Source organism: Brucella anthropi, assembly GCF_046630315.1.
Lineage (GTDB): Bacteria > Pseudomonadota > Alphaproteobacteria > Rhizobiales > Rhizobiaceae > Brucella > Brucella anthropi_A.
Map to the genome: position 1 here is coordinate 209,056 of NZ_LQBD01000033.1, position 25,105 is coordinate 234,160.

The window sequence follows — 25,105 nt, forward strand, 5'->3', positions numbered from 1 at the left end:
GACCGATTTCCGATCCGGCTGCGATGGGCAAAAGACATGCGTGAAAACAGGGGCTTGAAGCGCGTCATATGCGATTGATGAAACGCGGCCGGCTTGTGCGCCCCGCGCCGCTTGGGGTTCTGTTTCGAAACGGCTTCGTAAGCAGGGGAATAGCCTGAGAATAGAAATGGAGGAGTAAGATAACATGCAAAAATTCTGCAAGATGTTTCTGGGCGTTGCGGCATTGGCCACCATCGCCTTGGCGCCTGCACTGGCCGAGGAGGGGCAGGGCGCCGATTTTTTCAAAGGAAAGACGATCAACTATATCGTGGCCACCGGTCCCGGGGGAGGATACGACACCAATGCTCGCCTGATTGCGCAATATATGCAGAAATATTTGCCAGGATCGACAATCATAATCCAGAACATGCCGGGGGCGGGCCATCTGATCGGGGCGAATTATGTTTACGGGTCCGAGCCGGATGGCCTGACGATCGGCACTTTCAATACGGGTCTGATTTATAGTCAGCTGGCAGGGGACCCCGGCGTTAAATTCGATCTGGGCAAGATGTCGTGGATCGGCAAGGCTGCCGCTGATCCGCGGGTTATAGTCGTCAGCAAGGATGCGGGGATCGACACCTTTGAACAGTTGATGGAAAGCAAGGAGCCAGTAAAGTTTTCGACTGCCGGCAAGAGCAGTTCCTCGAACATTGAGGCGACCATGCTTGTCAAGGCGCTTCATCTCCCGATTGAGGTGATCTCCGGTTATAATGGCGGCGACGACCAGTTGGCCATGCTCCGCGGAGAGGTTCAGGGCGTGGTCGGATCGCGCTCGTCCTTCCAGCAGTTTCTCGACGAGGGCAACGGCAAGATCATCGCCCAGATCGGCGGCACACAGACCGATGTGCCGCAATTGTCTTCACAGACGAACGATCCCAATGCACAGAATGTCATCGCGCTTGTGGCGGCTCAGAGCAATATTTCCCGACTGACAGCCGGGCCGGCGGGCATCCCCGCGGATCGCCTCAAGGCCTTGCAGGACGCTTACGACAAAGCCGTGCACGATCCGGAACTCATAGCCAAGGCGGAGAAGCTGTCTCTTCCGGTCGAGCCGAAGATCGGCGACGACGTCGGCAATACCGTTCGTGCCGCCTTGCAGCAGAAACCGGAAATCGTCGCCGTCATAAAGGAAGCGCTTGGTGTGGAATAAGGCGGCTTCATAACCGATCGCGAAGACGCTTTTTCCAGAATTGCACTACCAGTGCGAACGGGAAGTTTCCATAATTTCCCGGAGCATGCCTCCCGAAAGCGGGAGCCGTTCTTGCGGGGAAATCAGTCCGGTGGACTGATTTCTGATCCCGCTTCGATGCGTGAGGCAAATGCGACGAAACAAATATTGGGAGCGGTTCCGGGACTTCCGTTTCAACTGGAACCGTTCTGGAATGGGAGAATCAGATGAACAGCACAGCCAATAATTCGCCCCTGACCGGCGATGTGGTCGCAACGCCAGATCCCGGACACACCAAATTCCTTCTCGATCCCTACAAGAGTTGGGCGCAGGGCGAGGGCATCCCCATCCATTTCGACCTGGGACATGATCTGCTCGGCCTGGAAACCGGAGACTGGGATCGCTACGAGGCGCGAGGCTGCTTTGCCCATACGCATGGCATGGGCGATTTCATGGCAAATTATGTCATTGAGATCTTGCCCGGCAAGAAGACCCGCCCGGTCAAGCATCTCTATGAAATGTTTGTATATGTTCTGTCCGGCTATGGTTCCACGACCGTCTGGCTGCCTGATGGTTCGCAACGTACCTTTGAATGGGGTCCCAAGGCTCTGTTCGCCATTCCGCTGAATTGCCAGTATCAGTTCCACAACGGTTCTGGCCAGGAGACGGTCCGCCTTTCGTGCACCAACGATGCACCGCTGACCATCAATCTGTATCACAATCTCGATTTCGTCTTCGCCAATGATTTCGTTTTTGCAGAGCGCATCGGCGGCGAGAAGCATTTCGACGGGGAAGGCGCGCTCTATTCCTATGGGCTTGAATCCGCGCGCAAGGTCCAGAATATCTGGGAAACCAATTTCGTCCACGATCTGACCAGTTTCAAGCTTTACGAGTTTGAAGGGCGCGGCAAGGGATCGCTCAACGTCAATTTCGTCCTGGCAGACGGCACCATGCATTCGCATGTTTCACAAATGCCGGTCGGACGTTACAAGAAAGCACACCGTCACGCTGCCGGCACCCATGTTCATGCGGTCGACGGCGAAGGTTATTCATTGATGTGGTACGATGGCGATTCCGAATTCAAGGAAATTCCATGGCGTCACGGATATATGTATACGCCCCCCTTCTGGATGTACCATCAGCATTTCAATACCTGCGATCAGCCGGCGCGTTATGTCGCCTGTTCGCTTGGCAGCCGGCGCTACCCGTTCATCTCGCTGCGCCGGAAGAGCGCGGAAGGCGGAGGGGCGACATCCGTGAAGGATGGCGGCCGTCAGATCGAGTATGAGGATCAGGATCCGCGCGTTCATCGTAAATTTCTGGAGGAACTGCAAAAGACCGGCATTGCTTCCGCAATGGGCGATATTTTCGATGAGGCGGCAATCATGGCGCTTGATCCGAAAACCCTGGAGGGCGTAATCCGGACGCCGTTACTGGTCGGTCCGGCAAGCTGATATAAGCTGATCCCGACAGGGACGCCTATTCGAGATCGATATATTGTTTTGGAGGATGAGAGCGGCCCGTGCACGACCTTGATTTTGAACATGAACATGCGGGCTGGTCGGAAGAAGACCAGCAGGGTTTCTCCGACTGGCTGTGGAAACAGGAAACGGTTGAATTGCTGACGGTCGGCATCGACATAGGCAGTTCTACGTCGCATCTGTTGTTTGCGCGTATTACGCTTCGTCGCCGGACGGACGATCTGTCCAGCAGTTTCGTGGTCATCAACCGGGAAGTGCTCTGGCGCTCTCCTATCCTGTTTACGCCCTTCCTGCCGGATGGCACGATCGACGCGCGTGAATTGCGCCATTTCTTCGGCCATTGCTATGAAGACGCCGGCTATACCAGAAACCAGGTCGATACCGGCGCGGTCATTCTGACGGGTGAGGCGATCAAGAAAAACAATGCCCGGGCCATTGATGAAATCTTCGCCAGTGAATCGGGACGATTCGTCTGCGCGACGGCTGGCCACAAGCTGGAAAGCATGCTGGCAGCCCACGGCTCCGGTGCGACGGAACTTTCCATCCAGCGCAATGGTTGCGGGCTGCATGTCGATATAGGCGGCGGCACGACCAAGCTGGCGCTTATCGACAAGGGCGAAATCGTCAATGTCGCCGCCTTTGCGGTCGGCGGCAGGCTGCTGGCAAAAGACGACGAAGGTGCATGGACGCGGATCGACGATTCCGCCCGTATGGTGGCGGAAGAACTGGGCATTGAGGCAACGGGTGCGAATATGGCCCGCGCCGAGAACCAGATCGCCATCGTGAAGCGCCTCGCATCGCTTGTGGTTGACCAGATCACCGGTGCGCCGCTTGATGCAATGGGCGAACGTTTTCTTTTGACCGAACCGCTCGAACGTTCCATACAGCCCGATTACATCACTTTCTCCGGCGGTGTGTCGGAGTATATTTTCGGGTATGAGCAAAACGATCACGGCGATATTGCCCATCTTCTCGCCAGGCAAATCATCGCGCAATTGATGCCGCGTATCGATGTGCCGATTGTGGATGCGGGCCAGCGTATCCGCGCGACCGTGATCGGTGCCTCGCAGTTCACCATTCAGGTGAGCGGCAAGACCCTTTATATGAACTGCCCCGACATATTGCCGCGGCATAATATTCCCGTCATTCATTTGGGCCGGACCCTGCCGGAGGAGATAGACCCGGAGGCGATAGCGGCGGCCTTCAGGGAGAAGGCGGCGCGGCAGGGCCATGACTTTTCCGGGACGCTGGCGCTTGCCTTTTCCTGGAGCGGTATGCCCGACTATCCACGTCTGCTGGCAATGGCAAAAGCGATCAAGATGGTTGCCGCATCGGATGGGGTGCGTGAAGAGCCGCTTGTCCTGATGATTGACGGTGATGTCGGGCAGACGATCGGCCGGATTCTCGATAAGGAAGTCGACTTGAATGCCCCGCTGATTTCCATTGACGGCGTCCGTCTGAAGGATCTTGATTTTGTCGATCTGGGCGAGTTCATCACCCCGCCGGGGGTCATTCCAGTTGTCATCAAATCGCTGTTGTTTTCCTGAATTGCCTGACATGGAGAGTTGTGCCAATAGACAGGAGATGCTTAACGATTCTGATGCGACGCGATCAAGTTTTGATGGGCTTGATCTCAATGATATTGTGATCTTCACCCGTGTTGTGCAGCATGGCAGCTTCACGATGGCGGCAAAATTATTTGGCAAATCTCCCTCATATATGAGCAAGCACGTCACGCAGCTCGAAAATGCGTTGAAACTATCGCTGCTCAACCGTTCGACGCATCATGTATTCCTGACCGATGCCGGGCGGGTTTTCTTTGAACATTGCGTTCGCATTCTGGCCGAAATCGATTCAGCCAAGGCCGATGCAAGCGGACAGGCTGGCGAACTGGTTGGAACATTGCGCGTCCATTCGACGCCTGGTGTCGGCCAGACGCTCGTCACTTCGGCGCTTCTCGATTTCAATGCGCAATATCCGACCGTGAAGGTTGAACTGACCATTTCGGCCAATTCGATCAATCCCATGGAGCGTGGGGTCGATATTGTCGTTGCCAGTCGTGATTTCGATGATGATGAATCCTTCCATACCGGGCTTTTTGAACGCAAGATCGGGCCTGCGCCCTACGTCATCTGTGCGGCTCCCTCTTATTTTGCCACCCATCCGCGACCGTCTGCGCCGCAGGATCTGGTTCAACATAATTGTCTCATTCATACGACGCAGAAGCCCGATCCGCGTTTATGGAGCGCCCGCGAAGGCGACAGGAGCGTGACCGTACAGGTCGATGGCATTTTGCATTCCAATTTTGAAAGCGCGATCGTCATGGCGGTGCTGAAGGGCGTGGGTATTGCGCGGCTGCCGCTTTATAGTGTCAGTCCCGCGTTGAAGTCCGGTGCGCTTCTTTCATTGTTTGAGGAAGAAATCGTTTCACGGCGCGTCATCAAAGCGTTCTATCCGCGCAGCCGCTTCGTGCCGCGCAAGCTGCGCGCTTTTCTCGAAATACTGGAAAACCGCTCCAGGGATATGGTTATAATCTGATGCAGACCATTGTGAATGGCAGGAAACCGACGGTCTTGATGATCATGGACGGGTGGGGCTGGCGTGAAGAAGCGCATGGCAATGCCGTGCTGCAAGCCAATACGCCCAACTTCGATCGTTTGTGGAAAAATTGCCCACATGCATTTCTGACAACACATGGTCCTGCGGTGGGATTGCCAGAGGGACAGATCGGCAATTCGGAAGTCGGCCATCTCAATATCGGCGCGGGGCGCATCGTCATGCAGGACCTGCCGCGCATCGATGCAGCGGTGGCGAATGGAGGGCTGTCCCGATTGCTCGCCGAAAGCGGCTTGCCCGAAACGCTTTCGCGCACCGGCGGTGTTTGCCACATTCTGGGACTGGTCTCGCCTGGCGGCGTGCACGCGCATATGAATCATATTGCCGCATTGGCCAAGACCCTGCATGGGCTCGGCATCCAAGCCGTCATCCACGCGATCACCGATGGGCGCGATACCCAGCCCGGTCAGGCCGAAGCCTTTCTTTCAGAGCTCGACGATGCCCTTCCCGAAGGGGTTTCCATCGTCACAGTGAGCGGGCGTTATTATGCCATGGACCGGGACAATCGTTGGGAGCGTGTCAGGCTGGCCTATGACGCCATTGTTGATGGAGAGGGAAAGCAGGCCGCGTCCTTTGGAGATGCTATCGCTAAGTCTGCGGAGCGCGGAGAAACCGACGAATTTGTGACACCAACGGTTATCGGTGATTATCAGGGCGTTTGCGACGGCGATGCTGTTCTGTGTGCCAATTTCCGTTCTGACCGGGTACGGGAAATTCTGGCAGCTCTCCTTCTGCCGGACTTCCGGGGTTTTGAGCCTTCCCGTAAGCCGGACGTTGCACTGGCGATCGGGATGGTGCCCTACAGCGCTGAACTTGACGTCGTGATGCACACGCTGTTCCCGAAACAGTCGCTGGGAAACGGCTTGAGTGAGACTGTGGCCAGGGCCGGAAAAACGCAGATCCACCTTGCCGAGACAGAGAAATATCCGCATGTGACTTTCTTCCTCAATGGCGGGCGTGAGCCCCCCTTTGAAGGTGAGACACGCTCCATCGTGCCGTCTCCCAAGGTCGCCACTTATGATTTGCAACCTTCGATGTCTGCGCCAAAACTCACCGAACAGCTGACGGCGGCGATCGACAGTCGGGAATATGATCTTGTGGTGGTTAATTATGCCAACCCGGATATGGTGGGGCATACGGGCAATCTGGAGGCCGCTATCGAAGCCGTGGAAACGGTTGACAAGGCATTGGGCGCAGTTCAGGCCAGTGTCGCCCGGGCCGGAGGAATGCTTCTGGTGATCGCGGATCATGGCAATTGCGAAACGATGATCGATCCTGAAAGTGGCGCGCCGCATACGGCGCATACGCTCAATCCGGTTCCGGCGATCCTGTCTGGCGCTCCCGAGGGTATATCGCTGCGCGATGGCATCCTTGCCGATGTCGCTCCCACTCTTCTGGCCCTTATGAAAATTGACCGGCCGGACGAAATGACCGGGCAACCGCTTTTCTAAACCATGTCTCGCGGAAGCGGGAGCAATCTTGACAGGGAAATCAGTCTCGCCGACTGATTTCCCCTCCTGCATTTCCCCTTTTCAGGATGGGCTTGAAATGGCGCCCTACACATAGCGTCCGCCGCGCTGCAAAACCTCGATCTTGTAGCCGTCCGGGTCTTCGGCAAAGAAGAAGCGGGCAAGCTGCACGCCGTTGTTCTTGAAATCGACGAGCTTTCCGACCTTGAAGCCAAGGTCCGTGAAGCGGGCATGTTCGGCATCCACGTCATCGACCGCAACCGCAAGATGACCATAGCCGTCGCCCGGATTGTACGGCTCCGTGCGGCCCTTGTTGACCGTGAGCTCGACCTCGAAGTCGGCTTCCGCATTGCGCAGATAGATCAGCGTGAAGGTTTCGAAATCGATGCGCTCGGCAATATCGAGGCCGAAAGCCCGGCTATAGAAGGAAACGGATTTTTCCTCATCGAGAACGCGGATCATCGTGTGAATGGCTTTGGCCATGGTTTGCTCCAATCTTTGGAATAAATATGCAGGCACTCTTGGCGTTTGGTTGGAAAGCTGATTATGTCAGGACTGGATATGAGGCAACAATGAAGGAGCAGGGCGGTAAGGCAAGGGGGCGATAAGGCTGTGGGGCAAGGACGTCTTGCTCCCCATGGATGGCCTTGTTTCGCCGTTTCCTTACCCTCCTGGCGCTGTGAAATGGCAAGCGTAACACGCGAACAGGTTCTGGAGCGGCTGAAGGCCGTGACCGGGCCGGACTTCGAAAGCGACGTTGTGTCGCTCGGACTGGTATCGGATATCTTCATTGCCGACGGTAAGGTTTTCTTCTCCATCACGGTTCCGGCGGAACGCGCCGATGCGCTGGAGCCGATGCGCCTTGCCGCTGAAAAGACCGTGAAGGAAATTCCGGGCGTCACCGGCGCGCTGGTGACACTCACGGCGGAAAAGAAGGGCGGCCGCACCAGCGACGATGCGCCGCCGCCACCCAAACCGCAGCCGCGCCCTACAGCCGCACCGGCGCAGCACCGCCATCCCGCGCCGCCGCGGCCGGCTGCAAAACCCGGCATTCCGGGTGTCGGCGCGATCATCGCCGTTGCTTCCGGCAAGGGCGGGGTGGGCAAGTCCACCACGGCGGTCAATCTGGCGCTTGGTCTTGCCGCCAACGGGCTGAAGGTCGGCATTCTGGATGCCGATATTTACGGGCCGTCCATGCCGCGCCTGCTTGGCCTTTCGGGCCGCCCGGAAACGGTTGAGGGCCGCATCCTGAAGCCGATGGAAAACTACGGCATCAAGGTCATGTCCATGGGCTTCATGGTCGATGAGGAAACGCCGATGATCTGGCGCGGGCCGATGGTCATGTCGGCGCTGACGCAGATGCTGCGCGAAGTGGCCTGGGGCGAACTCGACGTTCTGGTGGTGGACATGCCGCCCGGCACCGGCGACGCGCAGCTGACCATGGCGCAGCAGGTGCCGCTGGCGGGTGCCGTGGTCGTTTCGACGCCGCAGGACCTGGCGCTGATCGACGCGCGCAAGGGCTTGAACATGTTCCGCAAGGTGGACGTGCCGCTTCTCGGCATCGTCGAAAACATGAGCTATTTCATCGCGCCCGACACGGGCGCGCGCTACGACATTTTCGGCAATGGCGGCGCGCGCCGGGAAGCCGAACGTCTCGACGTGCCGTTCCTGGGCGAAGTGCCGCTGCATATGGATGTGCGCGCCTATTCGGACGCGGGAACCCCGATCACCGTCAAGGACCCCGACAGCGAACACGCGAAAATCTATCGCGAGATCGCCCGGAAAGTCTGGGGCAATATGAAGGGCGGCAAGGGCGCTCGTGCAGCGCCGGAGATTGTTTTTGATTAAGGGAGTAAGGGAGTAAGGGAGTAAGGGAGTAAGCTAAAAATAACTTGCTTTAGCTTATCCGATTCTTTTTTATTCCCCTATTCCCCTAAGTCACCACCGACGGTTCCGCCCGCCCGCTGCGCTTCTTCACCTGCGTGATCTGTTCGGCGGCATCGATGAGCGGGGCCAGCGTTTCCTGCGTGTCGAGATTGTGGTTGGCGGTATCGGCCTCATAGCGTTCGATATAGATGCGGATGGTTGCGCCGGATGTGCCCGTGCCGGACAGGCGCAGCACGACGCGCGCGCCGCCTTCGAAATAGATGCGGATGCCCTGATGCTCGCTGATCGAGCCGTCGACCGGATCGTGATAGGCGAAGTCGTCGGCCTTTTCGATCGTGAGGCCATTGACGGTCGTGCCGGGCAGGCCCGCAAGCGCGGCGCGCAGGTCGGCCACCAGCTTTTTGGCGATGTCGGAATCGACCGCTTCATAGTCGTGGCGGGTGTAATAGTTGCGCCCGAAACGCGCCCAATGTTCCTCGACGATATCCTTCACGCTTTGCTTGCGCACGGCGAGAATGTTAAGCCACAGCAGCACGGCCCAAAGGCCGTCCTTCTCGCGCACATGATCCGAGCCGGTGCCGGAGCTTTCCTCGCCGCAGATCGTCACCTTGCCGTTGTCGAGCAGATTGCCGAAGAACTTCCAGCCCGTCGGCGTTTCAAACATGCCGATGCCGAGCTTGTCGGCCACGCGGTCGGCGGCGGCACTGGTCGGCATGGAGCGCGCAATGCCCTTGATGCCGTCCTTGTAGCCCGGCGCCAGATGCGCGTTTGCGGCCAGCATCGCAAGCGAATCGGATGGCGTGACGAAGATGCCGCGCCCGATGATGAGGTTGCGGTCGCCGTCGCCATCGGAAGCCGCGCCGAAATCCGGCGCATGATCGGACATCAGCAGATCATAGAGATCCTTGGCATAGACGAGATTCGGGTCCGGGTGATGGCCGCCGAAATCCGGCAGCGGCACGAAATTGACCACGCTGCCTTCCGGTGCGCCGAGACGGCGCTCAAAAATTTCCTTGGCGTAAGGTCCGGTCACGGCATGCATGGCATCGAACTTCATGCGGAAACCGGCTTTTATCATGGCGCGGATGGCGTCGAAGTCGAACAGGCTTTCCATCAGTTCCGCATAATCGGTGACGGGATCGAAAATCACGACCTCGGTATCGCCGATCCGGGTGGTGCCGATCGTGTCGATATCGACATCCGCCGCATCGGCAATCCTGTATTGGTCGATCACCTTGGAGCGGGCGAAGATCGCCTCGGTGATCTTTTCCGGCGCCGGTCCGCCATTGCCGATATTGTATTTGATGCCGAAATCCTCCTTCGGCCCGCCGGGATTATGGCTTGCCGAGAGGATCATGCCGCCGAAAGCCTTGTATTTGCGGATCATGTTGGAGGCGGCGGGCGTGGAAAGAATGCCGCCCTGACCCACCATGATGCGGCCAAAACCGTTGGCGGCGGCGATCTTGATGAGCTTCTGGATCACTTCGCGGTTATAAAAACGTCCGTCGCCGCCGACCACGAGCGTCTTGCCCGCAAAACCTTCCAGAACGTCGAAAACCGACTGGATGAAATTTTCCGCATAATTGGGCTGCTGGAAAACCGGAACCTTCTTGCGCAGGCCCGAAGTGCCCGGCTGCTGGTCCTGGTATGGCGTGGTCGCAATCGTCTTGACGGTCATGTTCTTCCCGTTCGGTTCAATGAATGAAGCAGTCAATGTGTTGGCATTTGCGGTAATTGCAAGACAACATAAGCAGTTTCAGGAAAAGTGCGAAGCGGTTTTCCGTGCGAAACTGCGTAGAAATAAACAGATAGAACGGTTTTGAGACCGTTCTATATCAAACTTGTTGATTGAAAATAACAAACTGTGTGTTTGTCGTGCAGAAGGGGCGCTGGCACTACAGTTGCAAATTCGTCAGGCCGTGGCGAAAAGAGTGATTTTCGAGTACCGGAGCGCAGCGTACTTCCAAGCATAGCCCCGAAAAGTTGCAGACTTTTCGGATAAGGCTATGCACCTGAGAATGCTGGTGAGCACCGGAACGTGAGACAAATTGCTCTTTGCAGCCCGGCATCACGAATTTGCCTAGCCCGCGTCCTTGAACAGCACGCTCTGGTCGAACAGATAGCGGTTGGAAAGCGGCAGGCTTGCCGCGCCCATCGCCTTGGCATGGACGCCGACCTTGCCTTCGATGATCTCCGGCGCGCGCAGGCCCTGCAAATCGAGACAGGAAAGCTCCACGCGGGTCGCTTCCACGATGCGGTGGCGCACATTGCCCGGCAGCCAGCCGTCGATGACGGCGGCGGGAAAGTCGATCACGGAAGCAGCCGCCACCGCCGCATGGGCCAGCCCGCGTGCGGCAAGCGCCACCCATTCGTCGAGCGGTGCGCCGAAATTGTGCCAATTCTCCGGCGAAAGCCAAAGATCGTCGGATGAGATGTTCTTTTCCTGCAACATGCGTTCCAGCACGAAAAGCGAAGCCGTATCGATAAGCTGCATTGTGCCGCGCTTGTCGTCTGCGCTGCGCATCCGCATCGGCATGGAGCCGAGCGCGCCCGCATTGCCGGTGCGGCCGGGATAGAGCGTGTTGTTCAGCACCACGCCGCCGCCGATGAACGATCCGATGAAGAAATAGACGAAATCGGTGAATTCGGGTCCGCGGCCAAAGGTCAGTTCCGCGCCGCAGGCCGCCGTGCAATCGTTCTGGATGAAGACCGGAAACGAAAACGCCCTGGTGAAATCGCTGACCAGATCGGCGCCGAGCCATGCATCCAGATCCTCAGCCGGTGCGCCCACTTCCTCGACCCAGTTCCACAGTTCGAAGGGGAGGGCAATGCCAAGCCCGGCAATGCGGTCGCGCCTGGCCGGTTCGAGCGCGGCGGTGAAAGCGTTGACGCTGTCGAGGGTAAAGCTGCGGATGTCATCGGGCACCGGCCAGCGATAGGTGATGTGCCGCCGCTCGCGGATCGTGCCCAGAAAATCCATCAGGATGATTTCCGCGCTGCGCCGCCCGATCTTGAGGCCGAAGGAAAAAACCCCGTCGGCGGCAAGGCGCATCGGCATGGATGGCTGGCCGACACGGCCGCGCACGCGCTCGCCCTGCGTGATGAGGCCGTCTTTTTCCAGCGCGCGGATGATGACGGAAACGGTCTGCGCCGAAAGTCCGGTGAGGCGGGCAATGTCGGCGCGGGCAAGCTGGCCGTGCCTGCGCACCAGCGCCAGAACCAGCCGCTCATTATAGGCGCGCACGCCGATCTGGTTGGAGCCGCGATTGACGCTCGCGCCCGGCCCGGCAAATTGCAGCATGGCAGGACCCGGCGTTCCGGAAAGCATATCGGCAGACCCGCTGACCGGCTCGCCTTCAATTTTATGCCTGACCATAGCCTCTCCCAGATTCCGGCCCATGGAATGCAATCGGATTGCGGCCATGGCGTGCGGGAATTCCTAAACCAATCCTCGAAGGAGAAAAAGCCCTCATTGCAGGGATATGAAATAAAAACAATCGCTTAAGACAGGTACGGATGAAGCTCGCGGCTTGTCGCCAGCTTCTTTCGCTTCTCTCCTCTGGCTGCCAGAGTGACACAGCATATTAATAAATCAAGTGGATTTATTAATTGACTCTGTTTAGAAGCCGTGTTTTGCTTCTCCCCTGCCGGGGGAAGAGGACCGGCTCAATCTGGGAGGAGTTCATGAAGAAGACAGTTCTGTCGGCAGCCTTTGCTGCCCTCGCGCTTGGCGCTGCCGCACTACCAGCCAATGCCGCCGATGTCGGCGCGTGCCTCATCACCAAGACCGACACCAACCCGTTCTTCGTCAAGATGAAGGAAGGCGCCATCGCCAAGGCCAAGGAGCTTGGCGTCAATCTCAAGACCTATGCGGGCAAGATCGACGGCGATTCGGAAAGTCAGGTCGCGGCGATTGAAACCTGCATCGCTGATGGGGCGAAGGGCATTCTCATCACCGCTTCCGACACCAAGGGCATTGTGCCGTCGCTGCAAAAGGCGCGCGATGCGGGCATGCTCATCATCGCGCTCGACACGCCGCTGGAGCCTGCCGACGCGGCGGACGCAACCTTTGCCACCGACAATTTCCTCGCCGGTGAGCTGGTCGGCAAATGGGCGGCGGCAACGCTTGGCGACAAGGCCAAGGACGCGCATGTGGCCTTCCTCAACCTCACCGCATCGCAGCCGAGCGTCGATGTTCTGCGCGACCAGGGCTTTGCCACTGGTTTCGGCATCGATCCGAAGGACAAGACCAGGCTGGGCGACGAGGACGATCCGCGCATTGCCGGCCGCGACCTGACCGACGGCAATGAGGAAGGCGGACGCCGCGCGATGGAAAACCTTCTCCAGAAGGACCCGAACATCAATGTCGTCCACACCATCAACGAACCTGCCGCCGCCGGTGCCTATGAGGCGCTGAAGGCCGTGGGGCGCGAAAAGGACGTGCTGATCGTTTCCATCGATGGCGGCTGCCCCGGCGTCAAGAACGTGCAGGAAGGCATTATCGGCGCGACATCGCAGCAATATCCGCTCCAGATGGCCGCACTCGGCATCGAGGCGATCAAGAAATTTGCCGATACGGGTGAAAAGCCGAAGCCGACCGAAGGCAAGGATTTTGTCGATACGGGCGTGTCGCTTGTCACCGACAAGCCGGTGGAAGGCGTTCCGTCCATCGACACCAAGACCGCGCTCGACAAGTGCTGGGGCTGATCCCCTTTCCAAAATCCGGGCTCGGCAGATTGGATGATTTGCCGACCCTTTCTGCGGGCAGGAGACAGAGATGAGTGAGCCACAGGCGGCTTCCGCTGCACAAAAACAGTCCATGCAGGACTATGAAAAGACGTTGTCGCAAAGCGCTGCCGATGTCGCCTCCTTCGATGCAGGCGACCGGTCGCTGCTTTACCGGATGCGGACTTTCCTGCATCACAATCCCGCCGCCGTGCCGCTGATCGTGCTCGTCCTGTCGCTTTTGGTGTTCGGCATCACGCTTGGCGGCAAGTTCTTTTCCGCCTTTGCGCTGACGCTCATTCTGCAACAGGTCGCCATTACCGGCATCATCGCCGTGGCGCAGACGCTGGTGATCCTCACCGCCGGTATCGATCTTTCGGTCGGCGCCATCATGGTCCTGTCATCGGTGGTGATGGGCCAGTTCACCTTCCGCTATGGGCTTCCCGCCGAACTTTCCGTTCTCTGCGGCTTTGCCACCGGCGCGCTCTGCGGCTTCATCAACGGCTTTCTGGTGGCCTATGTGCGCCTGCCGCCCTTCATCGTGACGCTTGGCATGTGGCAGGTGATCCTCGCCACCAACTTCCTCTATTCGGCCAATGAGACGATCCGCGCGCAGGAAATCACGGCGGAAGCGCCGATCCTGCAATTCTTCGGCGAGAGCATCCGCATCGGCGGCGCGGTCTTCACCTATGGCGTCATCGCCATGGTGCTTCTGGTCCTGCTGCTCTGGTATGTGCTGAACCACACCGCCTGGGGGCGGCATGTATATGCCATCGGCGACGACCCGGAGGCGGCGCAGCTTTCCGGCGTATCGGTCAAGCCGATCCTCATGTCGGTCTATGTGCTGGCCGGCATCATCTGCGCGCTTGCGGGCTGGGCGATGATTGGCCGTCTTGGCTCCGTGTCGCCGACCGCTGGCCAGTTCGCCAATATCGAATCGATTACTGCCGTGGTGATTGGCGGCATATCGCTCTTCGGCGGGCGCGGTTCCATTCTGGGCACCATGTTCGGCGCGCTGATCGTCGGCGTGTTTTCGCTGGGCCTGCGCCTGTGGGGCACCGACCCGCAATGGACCTATCTCCTGATCGGCGTTCTCATCATCGCCGCCGTCGCCATCGACCAGTGGATCAGAAAGGCTGCCGCATGAAAACGAACACCACGCCTGTTCTGTCGGCCAAGGGGCTGGTCAAGCGCTATGGTCGCGTTACCGCGCTCGACCATGCCGATTTCGACCTTTATCCGGGCGAAATCCTCGCGGTCATCGGCGACAATGGCGCGGGCAAATCCTCGCTCATCAAGGCGCTCTCCGGCGCGATCAGGCCCGACGAGGGCGAAATCCTGCTCGACGGCCAGCCCGTCAGCTTCCATTCGCCGATGGAGGCGCGGCAGGCGGGCATCGAGACGGTCTATCAGAACCTTGCTTTGTCGCCTGCGCTTTCCATTGCCGACAATCTGTTTCTGGGCCGCGAAATCCGCCGCAAGGGACCGCTCGGCTCGCTTTTCCGCATGCTGGATCGCGGCGCGATGGAAAAGATCGCCCGCGAAAAACTGTCCGAACTGGGCCTGATGACCATCCAGAACATCGGTCAGGCGGTGGAAACCCTTTCGGGCGGCCAGCGCCAGGGCGTCGCGGTGGCGCGCGCCGCCGCCTTCGGCTCCAAGGTGGTCATCATGGACGAGCCGACGGCGGCGCTGGGCGTGAAGGAATCGCGCCGCGTGCTGGAGCTCATCCAGGACGTGAAGCGGCGGGGCATGCCGATTGTGCTGATTTCACACAACATGCCGCATGTGTTCGAGGTTGCCGACCGCATCCACATTCACCGGCTCGGACGTCGCCTGACGGTCATCGACCCGAAGGAATATTCCATGTCGGATGCGGTCGCCCTGATGACCGGCGCGATGCGGCCGAAGGAAGCGGCTTGAGCTTCTGGTAAGCTGACAGGACGAATCACGGAAACCGGACATGACGCCCATCGAGCGCGAAGCCCTGCCTTCGGAAATTCTTGCGCGGCTGGCGCAAACCGGCGGACGCCTGATCGTGGCCATTGCCGGCCCGCCGGGCGCGGGCAAATCCACCCTGTCCGACGATCTGCGCCGCGCCATCAACAAGGGCGGCGAAACGCCCTCCATCATCGTGCCCATGGACGGGTTTCACCTCGACGATGCCATTCTCGACAAGCGCGGATTGCGGAGCCGCAAGGGGTCGCCCCCCACCTTTGACTGCGCCGGATTTGCGGCCTTGCTTCAGCGTCTGAAACAGGCCGAGGACGAAGTCTTCATCCCGGTCTTCGACCGCTCGCTGGAGCTTTCGCGCGCTGCCGCATCGGTGGTTGGCCTTGAACATCGCGTGCTTCTGGTCGAGGGCAATTACCTGCTGCTCGATGGGGAGCCATGGGCGCGGCTTGCTCCTTTCTTCGACATGACGCTCTATCTGGACGTGCCTTTTGCCGAACTGGAGCGCCGCCTGACCGATCGCTGGCTCAGCTTCGGCTTCGATGCGGAAACGGCCCGGAACCGCGCCCTTTCCAACGATATTCCCAATGCCGAACTCGTGGAGGCGCGGTCGCGCAAGGCGGATTTTGTCGTTAGATAGGGAATTGCGCCTTTCAAGGGTTGCGGCGATGCGCCTGCGTCTGCATGATGGCAAAAATCGCTTCATCAGTTTCCGACCGGAATAGTTCCCCATGACGACTTATGTTTTCGCGCCGCCCCCGCAGCCTTTTCTGCCTGTGAAGGGAACGGATGCGCGCTTTCCCGTGCACCGCATCTATTGCGTCGGCCAGAATTATGCCGATCACGCCATCGAAATGGGCGGCGACCCGACCCGCAATCCGCCGTTTTTCTTCCAGAAAAACCCGGACTGCCTTGTCATCGAAGGCGGCGATTTTCCCTATCCGCCGAAGACCGAGGACGTGCATCACGAGATCGAGCTTGTGGTGGCGCTGAAGACCGGCGGCAGCGACATTGCCGTCGAAACGGCGCTGGACCATGTCTATGGCTATGCGGTCGGCATCGACATGACGCGCCGCGATTTGCAGGCGGTGGCCAAGAAGGCCGGACGCCCGTGGGAAGTCGCAAAGGCGTTCGACCATTCCGCGCCCTGTTCGGCCATCGTGCCGGTGTCGGAAATCGGCCACCCGGAAAAGGCTGCGATCTCGCTTGCCGTCAATGGCGAGACGCGCCAGTCGGGCGACCTCAACCAGATGATCTGGAAGGTGGCGGAAACCATTTCATACCTGTCGTCGCTCTTTGAGCTGCGCCCCGGCGATCTTATCTTTACGGGTACGCCTGCGGGCGTCGGCCCGGTGAAGCGCGGCGACCGCCTGGAGGGCAAGGTGGAGGGCGTGGGGGAACTGTCCGTAACCGTGGTTTGAAACAAGCGGAGGAGACCCGATGAGCACCTATCTTCCCGATGATGTACACGACGCTCTGGAGCGCTTTGTCGCCGAAAAATATCCCGGTCTCAACCAGACCGAGGCGATGACGCTGATCCTGCGCAAATGGCTGGTGCATGAGGGCTATCTGTCGGCGGAACCCGAACACGGCACGCCGCCGGAAGAACTGAACGCGACCAATGACGATTGAACAAGGCAGCAATTGACTATGGCCAAACAGCCGCCGGAAGGGGCGGGTCGCAAGACCGCGCTCGGGCGACGCCTTTTGATTCTGATGATTGTGGCAATCCTGCTTGTGATCGCGCTCGTCTGGATGAGCATTTATCTCTTCGATCCCAATGGCGGTCTGGACTTCGACGATCTTGGGATTTTCGCTTTTGATTTCAATGCGATGGATATGCTGCTGCCGCGTGCTTCGTGAGCATGTTAATCTTTTTGTTACCATTTGAAATATTCATTTTGGCGGCAGCCTGACGTTTAGCGCTTCCGTTTGCCGTCTTTTGCATGGTACACGATTGTCATCGACCGAAAGAAGACTGACTGAGCCGGGCCGCCAAGGCCCGTGTAAGCCAAGAGGATCTGGATGGCATTCGAGGACATCAAGGCGGAAATTGCGCTGCTTTTCGAGCAAATGGTGAATCAGCCGCAAGACGCTCATGAAATCCGCGAAACGGTTCGCGAAAAGCTCAATGCGCTGCGGGCCAGTGGTTTGCCGCTGCCGGATGATCTGGTCGAGCTTGAAAAACGCATCGAACAAGATTTCGATTCCTGAGAACGGGTCCGGTCATGCGTTACGCGCTTTCTTCTTCATCCGCCGCTTTTGCCCGCAAGGGCCTTCTGCTTCTTGGCTGCGCCGTGGCGCTGAGCGCCTGCAACACCACCAATGACGGCAAGACCGTGAAGACGGCGCTGATCACGCAGGCCGATACATCCGGCCAGGCCGCAGCCGCCACAGGCAATGCCGCCGGCGCAACGGCAGGGGCCGCAGGCACCGCAACCGCCGATGCGGGCGCAGTTGCCGGAACGCAGGCCATTGCCGCCGTGACCGATCCGTCCGATCCGGTCCTGCCGGCAAACGTTCCCATTCCCGGCATTCGCGGCCAGTCCGAACCGATGATGGCCTATGCCGGTGCGCAGGCTGCCGCATCGCCTGCTTCCGTTGCCGCCAACATGGCCTTCGAGACGCCGGATCACGCGCCGGAAGATCTCGATGCGCTGATTACCAAATATTCCGTCGCCTATGACGTGCCGGAGCGCCTGGTGCGCCGGGTCGTGCATCGCGAAAGCCGGTTCAATCCGGGTGCGCGTAACGGACCCTATTGGGGCCTGATGCAGATCAGCCATCCGACCGCGCGCGGCATGGGCTATACGGGCTCGGCCAAGGGCCTGCTCGATGCGGAAACCAATCTGAAATATGCGGTTCGTTATCTGTCCGGCGCCTATAAGGTCGCAGGCGGCGATGAGAGCCAGGCCGTCCGCTATTATGCGCGCGGCTATTATTACGATGCCAAGCGCAAGGGGCTGTTGCAGGAAACCGGCCTCGACGGAAGCTGGAAGCGCAGCGGCCCGACCCGTGATGCGGCGGCTGCGTCAATCGAGCAGGCATCCTTGCCGACCGGCTCTTCCGTGCCGCTCCCCGGCGTTGCGCCGATCCAGGCTTCCTACGCCCCGGCAGGGCAGTAAATTTCCTATCGACCAACTGCCATCTTGACGCTGCAAAGCGATGGCAGTTTCCTGTTGAGAGCGCATCCCGAAAAGTGTGAAACGGTTTTCGGAAAAGATGCGCGTTAAAACAAAGGACCAGAGCGGCGCTCTGGAACCGACGACAGGGAAATTTCATGAATGCAAGGCTGCCTTACCCGGTCAAATGGAAATATGACCGGGCCGAATTGTGGGCCGATGGCGTCATCCATGTGCTGGGTGTCGGGCTGGCGCTTGCCGGCGCGATTGCCATGCTGTTCTATTTCCTGCCGAACATGCCGGCAGCGACCTTGATCTCATCCGGCGTCTATCTCGCGAGCCTTCTGGCGGCGCTCGGCATTTCGGCGGTTTACAATATCTGGCCGGTTTCCCCGACCAAATGGTTTTTGCGCCGGTTCGACCATTCGGCGATCTATCTTCTGATCGCCGGAACCTACACGCCCTTCGCCATGCATATGGGCGACCGCGCTCTGCCGCTGCTTCTCTTCGTCTGGAGCGTGGCTTTCGTCGGCATCATGCTCAAACTGTTCATGCCGGGGCGTTTCGACCGGCTGTCGATCCTGCTTTATCTGGCGCTCGGCTGGAGCGGCGTCATGGTCTATGACACGATGGTGCAATCACTGCCGCCCGCCGTCTTCTGGCTGATTGCGGCTGGCGGCATGGTCTATTCGCTGGGCGTGATCTTCCATGTCTGGGAGCGGCTGCGGTTTCAGAACGCCATCTGGCACGGCTTTGTCGTGGTGGGCGCGGCGCTGCATTATTGTGCGGTGTTTTTTGTCGGCGCCTGGAGCTGAAGCCCGGTCTATTTCGGCTCTGACGGCCTGCAAAACGCCATTTGCAGGCCGTCAGAAACTGAATCCTAATGAAAGTCGCGTGAGTTCGGCATGATTTTTACATTTCGCGGATGATGCGCCATCTGGGATGGAGCGACGAGGCGCTGTGCTTCGCGTCCGCTCATTTCGATCAAGGCCGCCGAACGGTCCTGCAATTTTGACGCCACCAGATGCACCACCCCTTCCGGGCTGCGCTGGATGCGGCCTTCGATATGGATCAGCCGTGCGCCCATCACTTCGCGGCGAAACACCTTCATGATCTTCGGCCAGACGACAATATTGGCGATGCCGGTCTCATCCTCGATGGTGAGAAACACCACGCCCTTGGCGCTGCCGGGGCGCTGGCGCACGGTGACGACGCCCGCCACTTTCATGCGGCGTCCGTCCGCACCTTCCTGCACGGCGCGGCAGGTGGAAACGCCTTCCGCCGCCAACCCCTCGCGCAGATATTGCAGCGGATGCCCTTTCAGCGAAAGCCGCGTCGTCTCGTAATCGGCAATCACATGCTCGGATGCGGCCATTTCAGGCAGTTTCGTGCGCGGCTCTTCCGCCAGTTCGCTGGTTGCGGCGGCGCGGAAAAGCGGCAGCGTTTCGTCATTGGGCAGGCGGCGCACCGCCCATAATGCGGCGCGGCGGTCGATATCGAGCGAGCCGAAAGCATCGGCATCGGCCAGAAGCGTGAAGGCGCGCCGGTCGAGCCGCAGCCGCCGGTGCATGTCCTCGATGGTGCGGTAGGGCTCCTGCCGGTCGGCAATCAGAAGCTCGGCGTCCCGTTTGGAAAAGCCGTCGATCTGGCGGAAACCGAGCCGCAGCGCTGGTCGGATATCGAGCGTATCCTCCAGAATATTATCCCAGTGGCTGCAGTTCACATCGACGGGCAGCACCGTCACGCCATGGTCGCGGGCATCGCGCACGATCTGGGCGGGCGCGTAAAAACCCATGGGCTGGGAATTGAGAAGGGCTGCTGCAAACACTTCCGGGTGATGGCACTTGATCCACGCGGAAATATAGACCAGATGCGCGAAGCTTGCCGCATGGCTTTCGGGAAAGCCATATTCGCCGAACCCCTTGATCTGGTTGAAGCAGTTTTCGGCAAAGGTCCGGTCGTAGCCACGATTGACCATGCCGTCGATCATCTTCTTCTCCATCGTATGGATGGTGCCCATCTTGCGGAAAGTGGCCATGGCGCGGCGCAACTGGTTGGCTTCCTCGGGCGTGAATTTTGCGGCCTCCATGGCAATGCGCATCGCCTGTTCCTGAAACAGCGGCACGCCCCTGGTCTTGCCGAGTATCTGCTGCAATTCGTCAGCCGGTCCATGCTCCGGCGAAGGCGACGGCAGGGTGCCGGGCTCCTGTCCGTTTCGCCGCCTGAGATAAGGATGCACCATGTCGCCCTGAATGGGGCCGGGGCGCACAATGGCGACCTCGATGACGAGATCGTAGAACTCACGCGGTTGCAAACGCGGCAGCATGTTCATCTGCGCCCGGCTTTCCACCTGAAAGACACCGAGCGAATCCCCCTTGCACAGCATGTCGTAGACGCGGCTGTCCTCGCGCGGCAGGCTGGCCAGTGTCAGCTTTTCGCCGCCATAAAGCTGGGGCTTGTGTCGGTGAATGAGGTCGAAAGCCTTGCGGATGCAGGTGAGCATGCCGAGCGACAGCACATCCACCTTCATCAGCCCCACCTCATCGATATCGTCCTTGTCCCATTCGATGAAGGAGCGGTCTTCCATCGCCGCCGGGCCGATGGGCACGGTTTCGTCCAGCCGGTCGCGGGTGAGCACGAAGCCGCCGACATGCTGCGACAGGTGGCGCGGAAAGCCGATCAGCGTGATGGCGAGTTCCACCGCGCGCCGGATGATCGGATTGTCGGGATCGAGCCCCGCCTGCCTGATATGCTGCCTGTCGATGCCGCCGCCCGATATGCCCCACACCGTATTGGCAAGCGCCGCCGTCACGTCTTCGGTCAGGCCCAGCGCCTTGCCGACATCGCGGATCGCGCTGCGCGACCGATAGCTGATGACGGTCGCGACAATGGCCGCGCGGTCCCTGCTGTAGCGATCATAGACATATTGCATCACCTCTTCGCGGCGCTCATGTTCGAAATCGACGTCGATATCCGGCGGTTCCTGACGCTCGGCGGAGATGAAGCGCTCGAACAGGAGATCCACTTGCGTCGGGTTGACCCCGGTAATGCCGAGGCAGAAACAGACAACGGAATTGGCCGCCGAACCGCGCCCCTGACACAGAATGCCTTTCTCGCGGGCATGGTTCACAATGTCATAGACGGTGAGAAAATAAGGCTCGTATTCAAGCTGGGCGATCAGCGCCAGTTCCTTGTTGATGAGGCCCCGCACCTTTGGCGGGATCGTGTCCGCGCCGTAATGGCGGGCGGCACCTTCCCAGGTGAGATCATGGAGATGCTGCCGTGCTGTCTTGCCGGGCGGGATGGGTTCATCGGGATAGGCATATTTCAGCTCATCGAGCCGGAAGGTGATGGGCGCGACGAAATCGGCGGTCGCCGCGATGGCTTCAGGATAATCGCGGAACAGGCGTGCCATCTCATGCGGCGGCTTCAGGTGGCGCTCGGCATTCTTTTCCAGAAGCCGCCCGGCTGCAAAAACGCTTGTGTGATGGCGCGTGGCCGTCAGCACGTCCTGAAGCGGGCGGCGGTCGGGGTGATGATAAAGCACATCATTGGTGGCGATGAGCGGCACGCCTGCCTGCGCGGCAAACCGGGCGGTGCGTTCCGCGTGGCGTCCGTCCTGCCCCTGATGCGGCATGGTAAGCGCCAGCCAGACCGAGCCGGGGGCGGCCTGTGCGATCTCCGTCAGGCGTGCGGCAAAATCCGGCTGGTCTTCGTCAGGCGGAAAGACCGCGATCTGGAATTGCCGCGCGCGAAACAGGAGGTCGGCCCATTCGAGATGGCATTCGCCCTTGATGGCGGCGCGGTGCTTTCCTTCCGTCAGCAGGCGGCACAATTGGCCATAGGCGGCGCGATCGCGCGGATAGACGACCATTTCCGGCGTGCCGTCGATAAAGGACAGGCGGCTGCCGATGAAGAGGCGGAAACGGCTTTCCTTGCGAATCTCCTTCCATGCCGCATGGGCCCGCACCACACCGGCCAGCGTGTTGCGGTCGGCAATGCCGATGCCGGACAGGCCAAGCGCATGCGCGCGCTCCACCAGTTCCTGCGGATGCGATGCACCGCAAAGGAAGGAAAAATTGCTGGCAGCGGCCATTTCAAAATAAGAAACCATCACGCAAACAGCCCATGCAGAAACCAGCGCGGATGATTGGCGCCGTCATAAAGCCCCTCGCGAAAAATCCAGAAACGCTGGCCGGTCTCATCCTCCACCCGGTAATAATCGCGCAGTTCCGGCACTTTCTGACCGATTGCAAGCCACCATTCCGGCTCGATCCGCTCCGGTCCTTCGGCAAGGCGCACCTGATGGCGCACCCGCCGCCACAGGAAGAAGGAGGGCGGGCTGTCGGGCACTTCGGCGACGGTTTCGATCAATTGCGGCGGGCGGAACAGTTTTATGGGGCGGGCGGGCGGATCGCCCGGCAGTTCGGCTATACTGCGATAATCGGCTTTGGTTTTTCGCGATCCATGCAAGGCAGGGACGAGGCCGAAAGCGCGCTCCGGCATATGGGTGTCGCGCGGAAAGGAGACGAGAACGCGGTCCTGTCCAAGCCGCGCCGAAAGCCGGTCGATAAGCTGGCTGAACCCTGCTTCATCCTCTTCATGCTGGTCGAGCCCGGTCTGGCGCTGGGCCACCGCGCTGCTGCGCAGCGCTGCCAGCCGGATCATGTCGAAGCCGAAACCGGCATCGAGCGGATCGGTGAGCGCATCAAGCCTTTCGCGCGCAAGGCGCAGGAAAACCGTGTCGTTGCGCAAGGGCTGGCCGGTTTCGATATGGATATGGCGCATCTCGCCATCGACCCGGAAGAAGGACGCCTCGATCAGAAGCGCACCCTTGTCTTCCATTTCAAGCTGCGCGAACAGTTCCTGCGCCAGTTCCCGCAATATGTGTTCCACCAGTTCCATTGCCGTCACCGGCTCTGACAGGCGGCGTTCGGCAAGCATGAGCGGCAGGATGCGCAAGGGAGAAATCGGCGCGCGCTCCCGCCGCGCCAGCCGGTCGAGCTTTGTGGCAAGATCGGTGCCGAAACGGGCGGTGAGGGCAGAGCGGGGCAGCGCCATCACATCGCCGATCCGTTTCAGCCCGGCGCGCTTGAGGCCGGTTTCGGCGGCTTGCGTCAGTTCAAGCGCGGAGAGCGGCAGGCGGGGAAGCTGCCGGTCGGCCTCCGCCTGGCTGAAAACACCGCCCTTCGTTCCGCGTGCCAGAAGCCGCGCGGCAAAACTGTTATCGGCAATCGCCGCCTGCACGTGCAGCCCGGCGCGTTCAAAGCGGCGAAGGGCGTCGGCACGCATGGTGGCAAGCCCGCCGAACAGATGCGCGCAGCCGGTTATGTCCAGCATCAGCCCATGCGGCAGATCGAAGGCGACAAGCGGCGTGTAGCGCTCGCACCAATGGGCAAGGCGCTTGAGAAGCGCTGCATCATGGTCCGGCGCTGCCGCTGCCACATCGAGCCTTTCCACGCGGGCGCGCGCATCGGTCAGCGCCATGCCGGGAAAAAGGCCGCGCCTTGCCGCTTCACCATCCACCGCCGTCAGGTGCAGCGCATTGGCCGTGCGTTCGGTCACGACCAGAGGAAGCCGCTCCTTGCCGTCAGGCTGAACGGCGCGGCGAAGCCGGTCGGTCGGCAGAAACGGAAACCAGAGGGCGAGGAATGAACGCTCTGTCTGCTCTTTCTCTTGCACCGAATTCAAGGGTTTCATTGTTCCATTCCATGATCCATTGCCCGCATGTACCGTGGCGGTTGCGCTCCAGCACGGCGGAAAAAGCGGGCTTTCCCGGCGCGTTTGCTCCGCTGGAGCGGGATGGCGCGGGCGCTACCCGCCAGCGGCTGACGGCGGCGCTCTGCACGGCCGTCCGGTGGCTCCTCAGCAGGATGACCGGCAATTGCGCGGCTTCGGTTGCCAGCAGCAGGCGGCGCGAGGCGGTGAGATCGAGGCATTTCGGCTGGCCTGTCACCGAGGCGACAATGCCGGAAACCAGATGCGAGGCCTTGCCGCCGCTGCCGGTTTCCAGCGCATCATTGGCCGCCTTCAGCACATCCTGCGCCGTGGGGCAGCGCACGATCAAAAGCCGTGCGGGATCGATCCCGAAGGCATGAAGCCCCGGCGGATAAAGCCCGCCATACTCGCTTGAGGCGGTTTCTTCCTCGATCCAGATGATCGGGCGCCGGGGGGCTGCGGCGCCTTCTGCCGTACGCGCCGCAAAGGCAAGCGCAAAGCCGGTGGCGGCCATATGCGCGCCGGGGTTTTCGGCAAAGACCTCATGCAGCGCATCGCCTGCCAGACCATGCGGAAAGGCTGCATCGGCAGGCGCAAAGCCCAGCGTGAAACTGCGCGCGCGCGCAAAACCGCTCCTGTCCTCGCTTCCTGGCTCCTTGTCTTTTCCCTTGGCAAAACTGCCTTGCGGATCATTGCCTGCAATGGCGATGACCATGCGCCGCAGCGCCGCGATGTCGATGCCGCTCACGTTCGATTTCCGTCAAAATGTTCACTATTTGTTCTAGTATTGAATCGAGCGAGGCAAGAGTCAAGCGGATTGACTCTTCATGCGAGGCAGCCAGGAAATCGGGTTCTTTTCAAGAGCCGCTGCATTTTTTTGGGGGGGGCTTAATCACAATATGCCGAATTCGCAGGCCAATATATGGA

General features: G+C 59.9%; 22 protein-coding genes. 16 read left to right on the forward strand and 6 right to left on the reverse strand.

Annotation, left to right across the window (positions count from 1 at the left end):
- Window positions 1-184: 184 nt before the first annotated feature.
- The 5 genes from AVM02_RS14705 (at window position 185) to gpmI (ending at window position 6,755) form a co-directional block, all read left to right on the forward strand.
- A complete protein-coding gene (locus AVM02_RS14705; protein ID WP_411507661.1) occupies window positions 185-1,189 on the forward strand; it encodes a Bug family tripartite tricarboxylate transporter substrate binding protein in 1,005 nt (334 codons plus the stop codon).
- A gap of 245 nt (window positions 1,190-1,434) precedes the next feature.
- On the forward strand, window positions 1,435-2,661 hold the full coding sequence (locus tag AVM02_RS14710; protein ID WP_411507662.1) for a hypothetical protein: 1,227 nt from the start codon (window positions 1,435-1,437) through the stop codon (window positions 2,659-2,661).
- Window positions 2,662-2,729: 68 nt separating this feature from the next.
- Complete coding sequence (locus tag AVM02_RS14715) at window positions 2,730-4,235, forward strand: ethanolamine ammonia-lyase reactivating factor EutA (protein WP_411507663.1); 1,506 nt, start codon at window positions 2,730-2,732, stop codon at window positions 4,233-4,235.
- Between the two features lie 37 nt (window positions 4,236-4,272).
- Window positions 4,273-5,226: a LysR substrate-binding domain-containing protein gene (locus AVM02_RS14720; protein ID WP_411507664.1), complete on the forward strand. Its 954-nt coding sequence runs from the start codon at window positions 4,273-4,275 to the stop codon at window positions 5,224-5,226.
- A gap of 11 nt (window positions 5,227-5,237) precedes the next feature.
- Window positions 5,238-6,755, forward strand: coding sequence for a 2,3-bisphosphoglycerate-independent phosphoglycerate mutase (gene gpmI, locus AVM02_RS14725; protein WP_411507688.1), 1,518 nt, complete (start codon window positions 5,238-5,240; stop codon window positions 6,753-6,755).
- Window positions 6,756-6,860: 105 nt separating this feature from the next.
- On the opposite strand, the gene AVM02_RS14730 is transcribed toward gpmI, so the two are convergent.
- Window positions 6,861-7,256 (reverse strand): VOC family protein, encoded by a 396-nt coding sequence (locus tag AVM02_RS14730; RefSeq protein ID WP_411507665.1) that lies wholly within the window; start codon window positions 7,254-7,256, stop codon window positions 6,861-6,863.
- A gap of 201 nt (window positions 7,257-7,457) precedes the next feature.
- On the opposite strand from AVM02_RS14730, the gene apbC reads away from it, so the two are divergent.
- Entirely contained in the window at window positions 7,458-8,621 is a 1,164-nt protein-coding gene (gene apbC, locus AVM02_RS14735; RefSeq protein ID WP_411507666.1) for an iron-sulfur cluster carrier protein ApbC, read from the forward strand.
- Between the two features lie 85 nt (window positions 8,622-8,706).
- Here the strand turns inward: apbC and AVM02_RS14740 are convergent, their stop codons facing one another.
- Both AVM02_RS14740 and AVM02_RS14745 read right to left on the reverse strand, forming a co-directional pair.
- The gene (locus tag AVM02_RS14740; protein WP_411507667.1) at window positions 8,707-10,338 is read right to left on the reverse strand and encodes an alpha-D-glucose phosphate-specific phosphoglucomutase; all 1,632 of its coding nucleotides are present in this window, start codon (window positions 10,336-10,338) and stop codon (window positions 8,707-8,709) included.
- 402 nt (window positions 10,339-10,740) lie between these two features.
- Window positions 10,741-12,036, reverse strand: coding sequence for an ROK family protein (locus tag AVM02_RS14745; protein WP_411507668.1), 1,296 nt, complete (start codon window positions 12,034-12,036; stop codon window positions 10,741-10,743).
- A gap of 308 nt (window positions 12,037-12,344) precedes the next feature.
- On the opposite strand from AVM02_RS14745, the gene AVM02_RS14750 reads away from it, so the two are divergent.
- From AVM02_RS14750 to trhA, 10 genes are all read left to right on the forward strand, one after another.
- Entirely contained in the window at window positions 12,345-13,367 is a 1,023-nt protein-coding gene (locus AVM02_RS14750; RefSeq protein WP_411507669.1) for a sugar ABC transporter substrate-binding protein, read from the forward strand.
- 70 nt (window positions 13,368-13,437) lie between these two features.
- Window positions 13,438-14,532 carry an ABC transporter permease gene (locus AVM02_RS14755; RefSeq protein WP_411507670.1) on the forward strand — a complete coding sequence of 365 codons (1,095 nt, stop codon included), beginning with the start codon at window positions 13,438-13,440 and terminating at the stop codon, window positions 14,530-14,532.
- Complete coding sequence (locus tag AVM02_RS14760) at window positions 14,529-15,308, forward strand: ATP-binding cassette domain-containing protein (protein ID WP_411507671.1); 780 nt, start codon at window positions 14,529-14,531, stop codon at window positions 15,306-15,308. Before AVM02_RS14755 ends, AVM02_RS14760 begins: the two co-directional genes overlap by 4 nt.
- A gap of 40 nt (window positions 15,309-15,348) precedes the next feature.
- Window positions 15,349-15,978, forward strand: coding sequence for a nucleoside/nucleotide kinase family protein (locus AVM02_RS14765; RefSeq protein ID WP_411507672.1), 630 nt, complete (start codon window positions 15,349-15,351; stop codon window positions 15,976-15,978).
- Window positions 15,979-16,069: 91 nt separating this feature from the next.
- A complete protein-coding gene (locus AVM02_RS14770) occupies window positions 16,070-16,759 on the forward strand; it encodes a fumarylacetoacetate hydrolase family protein (RefSeq protein ID WP_411507673.1) in 690 nt (229 codons plus the stop codon).
- Window positions 16,760-16,778: 19 nt separating this feature from the next.
- On the forward strand, window positions 16,779-16,970 hold the full coding sequence (locus tag AVM02_RS14775) for a hypothetical protein (RefSeq protein ID WP_411507674.1): 192 nt from the start codon (window positions 16,779-16,781) through the stop codon (window positions 16,968-16,970).
- An 18-nt stretch (window positions 16,971-16,988) separates the two neighbouring features.
- Window positions 16,989-17,201 (forward strand): hypothetical protein, encoded by a 213-nt coding sequence (locus AVM02_RS14780; RefSeq protein WP_411507675.1) that lies wholly within the window; start codon window positions 16,989-16,991, stop codon window positions 17,199-17,201.
- Between the two features lie 162 nt (window positions 17,202-17,363).
- A complete protein-coding gene (locus AVM02_RS14785) occupies window positions 17,364-17,552 on the forward strand; it encodes a hypothetical protein (protein ID WP_121981380.1) in 189 nt (62 codons plus the stop codon).
- A 14-nt stretch (window positions 17,553-17,566) separates the two neighbouring features.
- On the forward strand, window positions 17,567-18,463 hold the full coding sequence (locus AVM02_RS14790; RefSeq protein WP_411507676.1) for a transglycosylase SLT domain-containing protein: 897 nt from the start codon (window positions 17,567-17,569) through the stop codon (window positions 18,461-18,463).
- Between the two features lie 155 nt (window positions 18,464-18,618).
- Complete coding sequence (trhA, locus tag AVM02_RS14795) at window positions 18,619-19,275, forward strand: PAQR family membrane homeostasis protein TrhA (RefSeq protein WP_411507677.1); 657 nt, start codon at window positions 18,619-18,621, stop codon at window positions 19,273-19,275.
- Window positions 19,276-19,340: 65 nt separating this feature from the next.
- Here trhA and AVM02_RS14800 read toward each other — a convergent pair whose 3' ends face one another.
- The 3 genes from AVM02_RS14800 to AVM02_RS14810 are packed head-to-tail and all read right to left on the reverse strand — an operon-like array spanning window position 19,341 to window position 24,926.
- Window positions 19,341-22,574, reverse strand: coding sequence for an error-prone DNA polymerase (locus AVM02_RS14800; RefSeq protein WP_411507678.1), 3,234 nt, complete (start codon window positions 22,572-22,574; stop codon window positions 19,341-19,343).
- Window positions 22,574-24,025: a Y-family DNA polymerase gene (locus AVM02_RS14805; RefSeq protein WP_411507689.1), complete on the reverse strand. Its 1,452-nt coding sequence runs from the start codon at window positions 24,023-24,025 to the stop codon at window positions 22,574-22,576. The genes AVM02_RS14800 and AVM02_RS14805 overlap by 1 nt, the downstream gene beginning before the upstream one ends.
- A 25-nt stretch (window positions 24,026-24,050) precedes the next feature.
- A complete protein-coding gene (locus tag AVM02_RS14810) occupies window positions 24,051-24,926 on the reverse strand; it encodes an ImuA family protein (RefSeq protein ID WP_411507679.1) in 876 nt (291 codons plus the stop codon).
- Window positions 24,927-25,105: the final 179 nt, after the last annotated feature.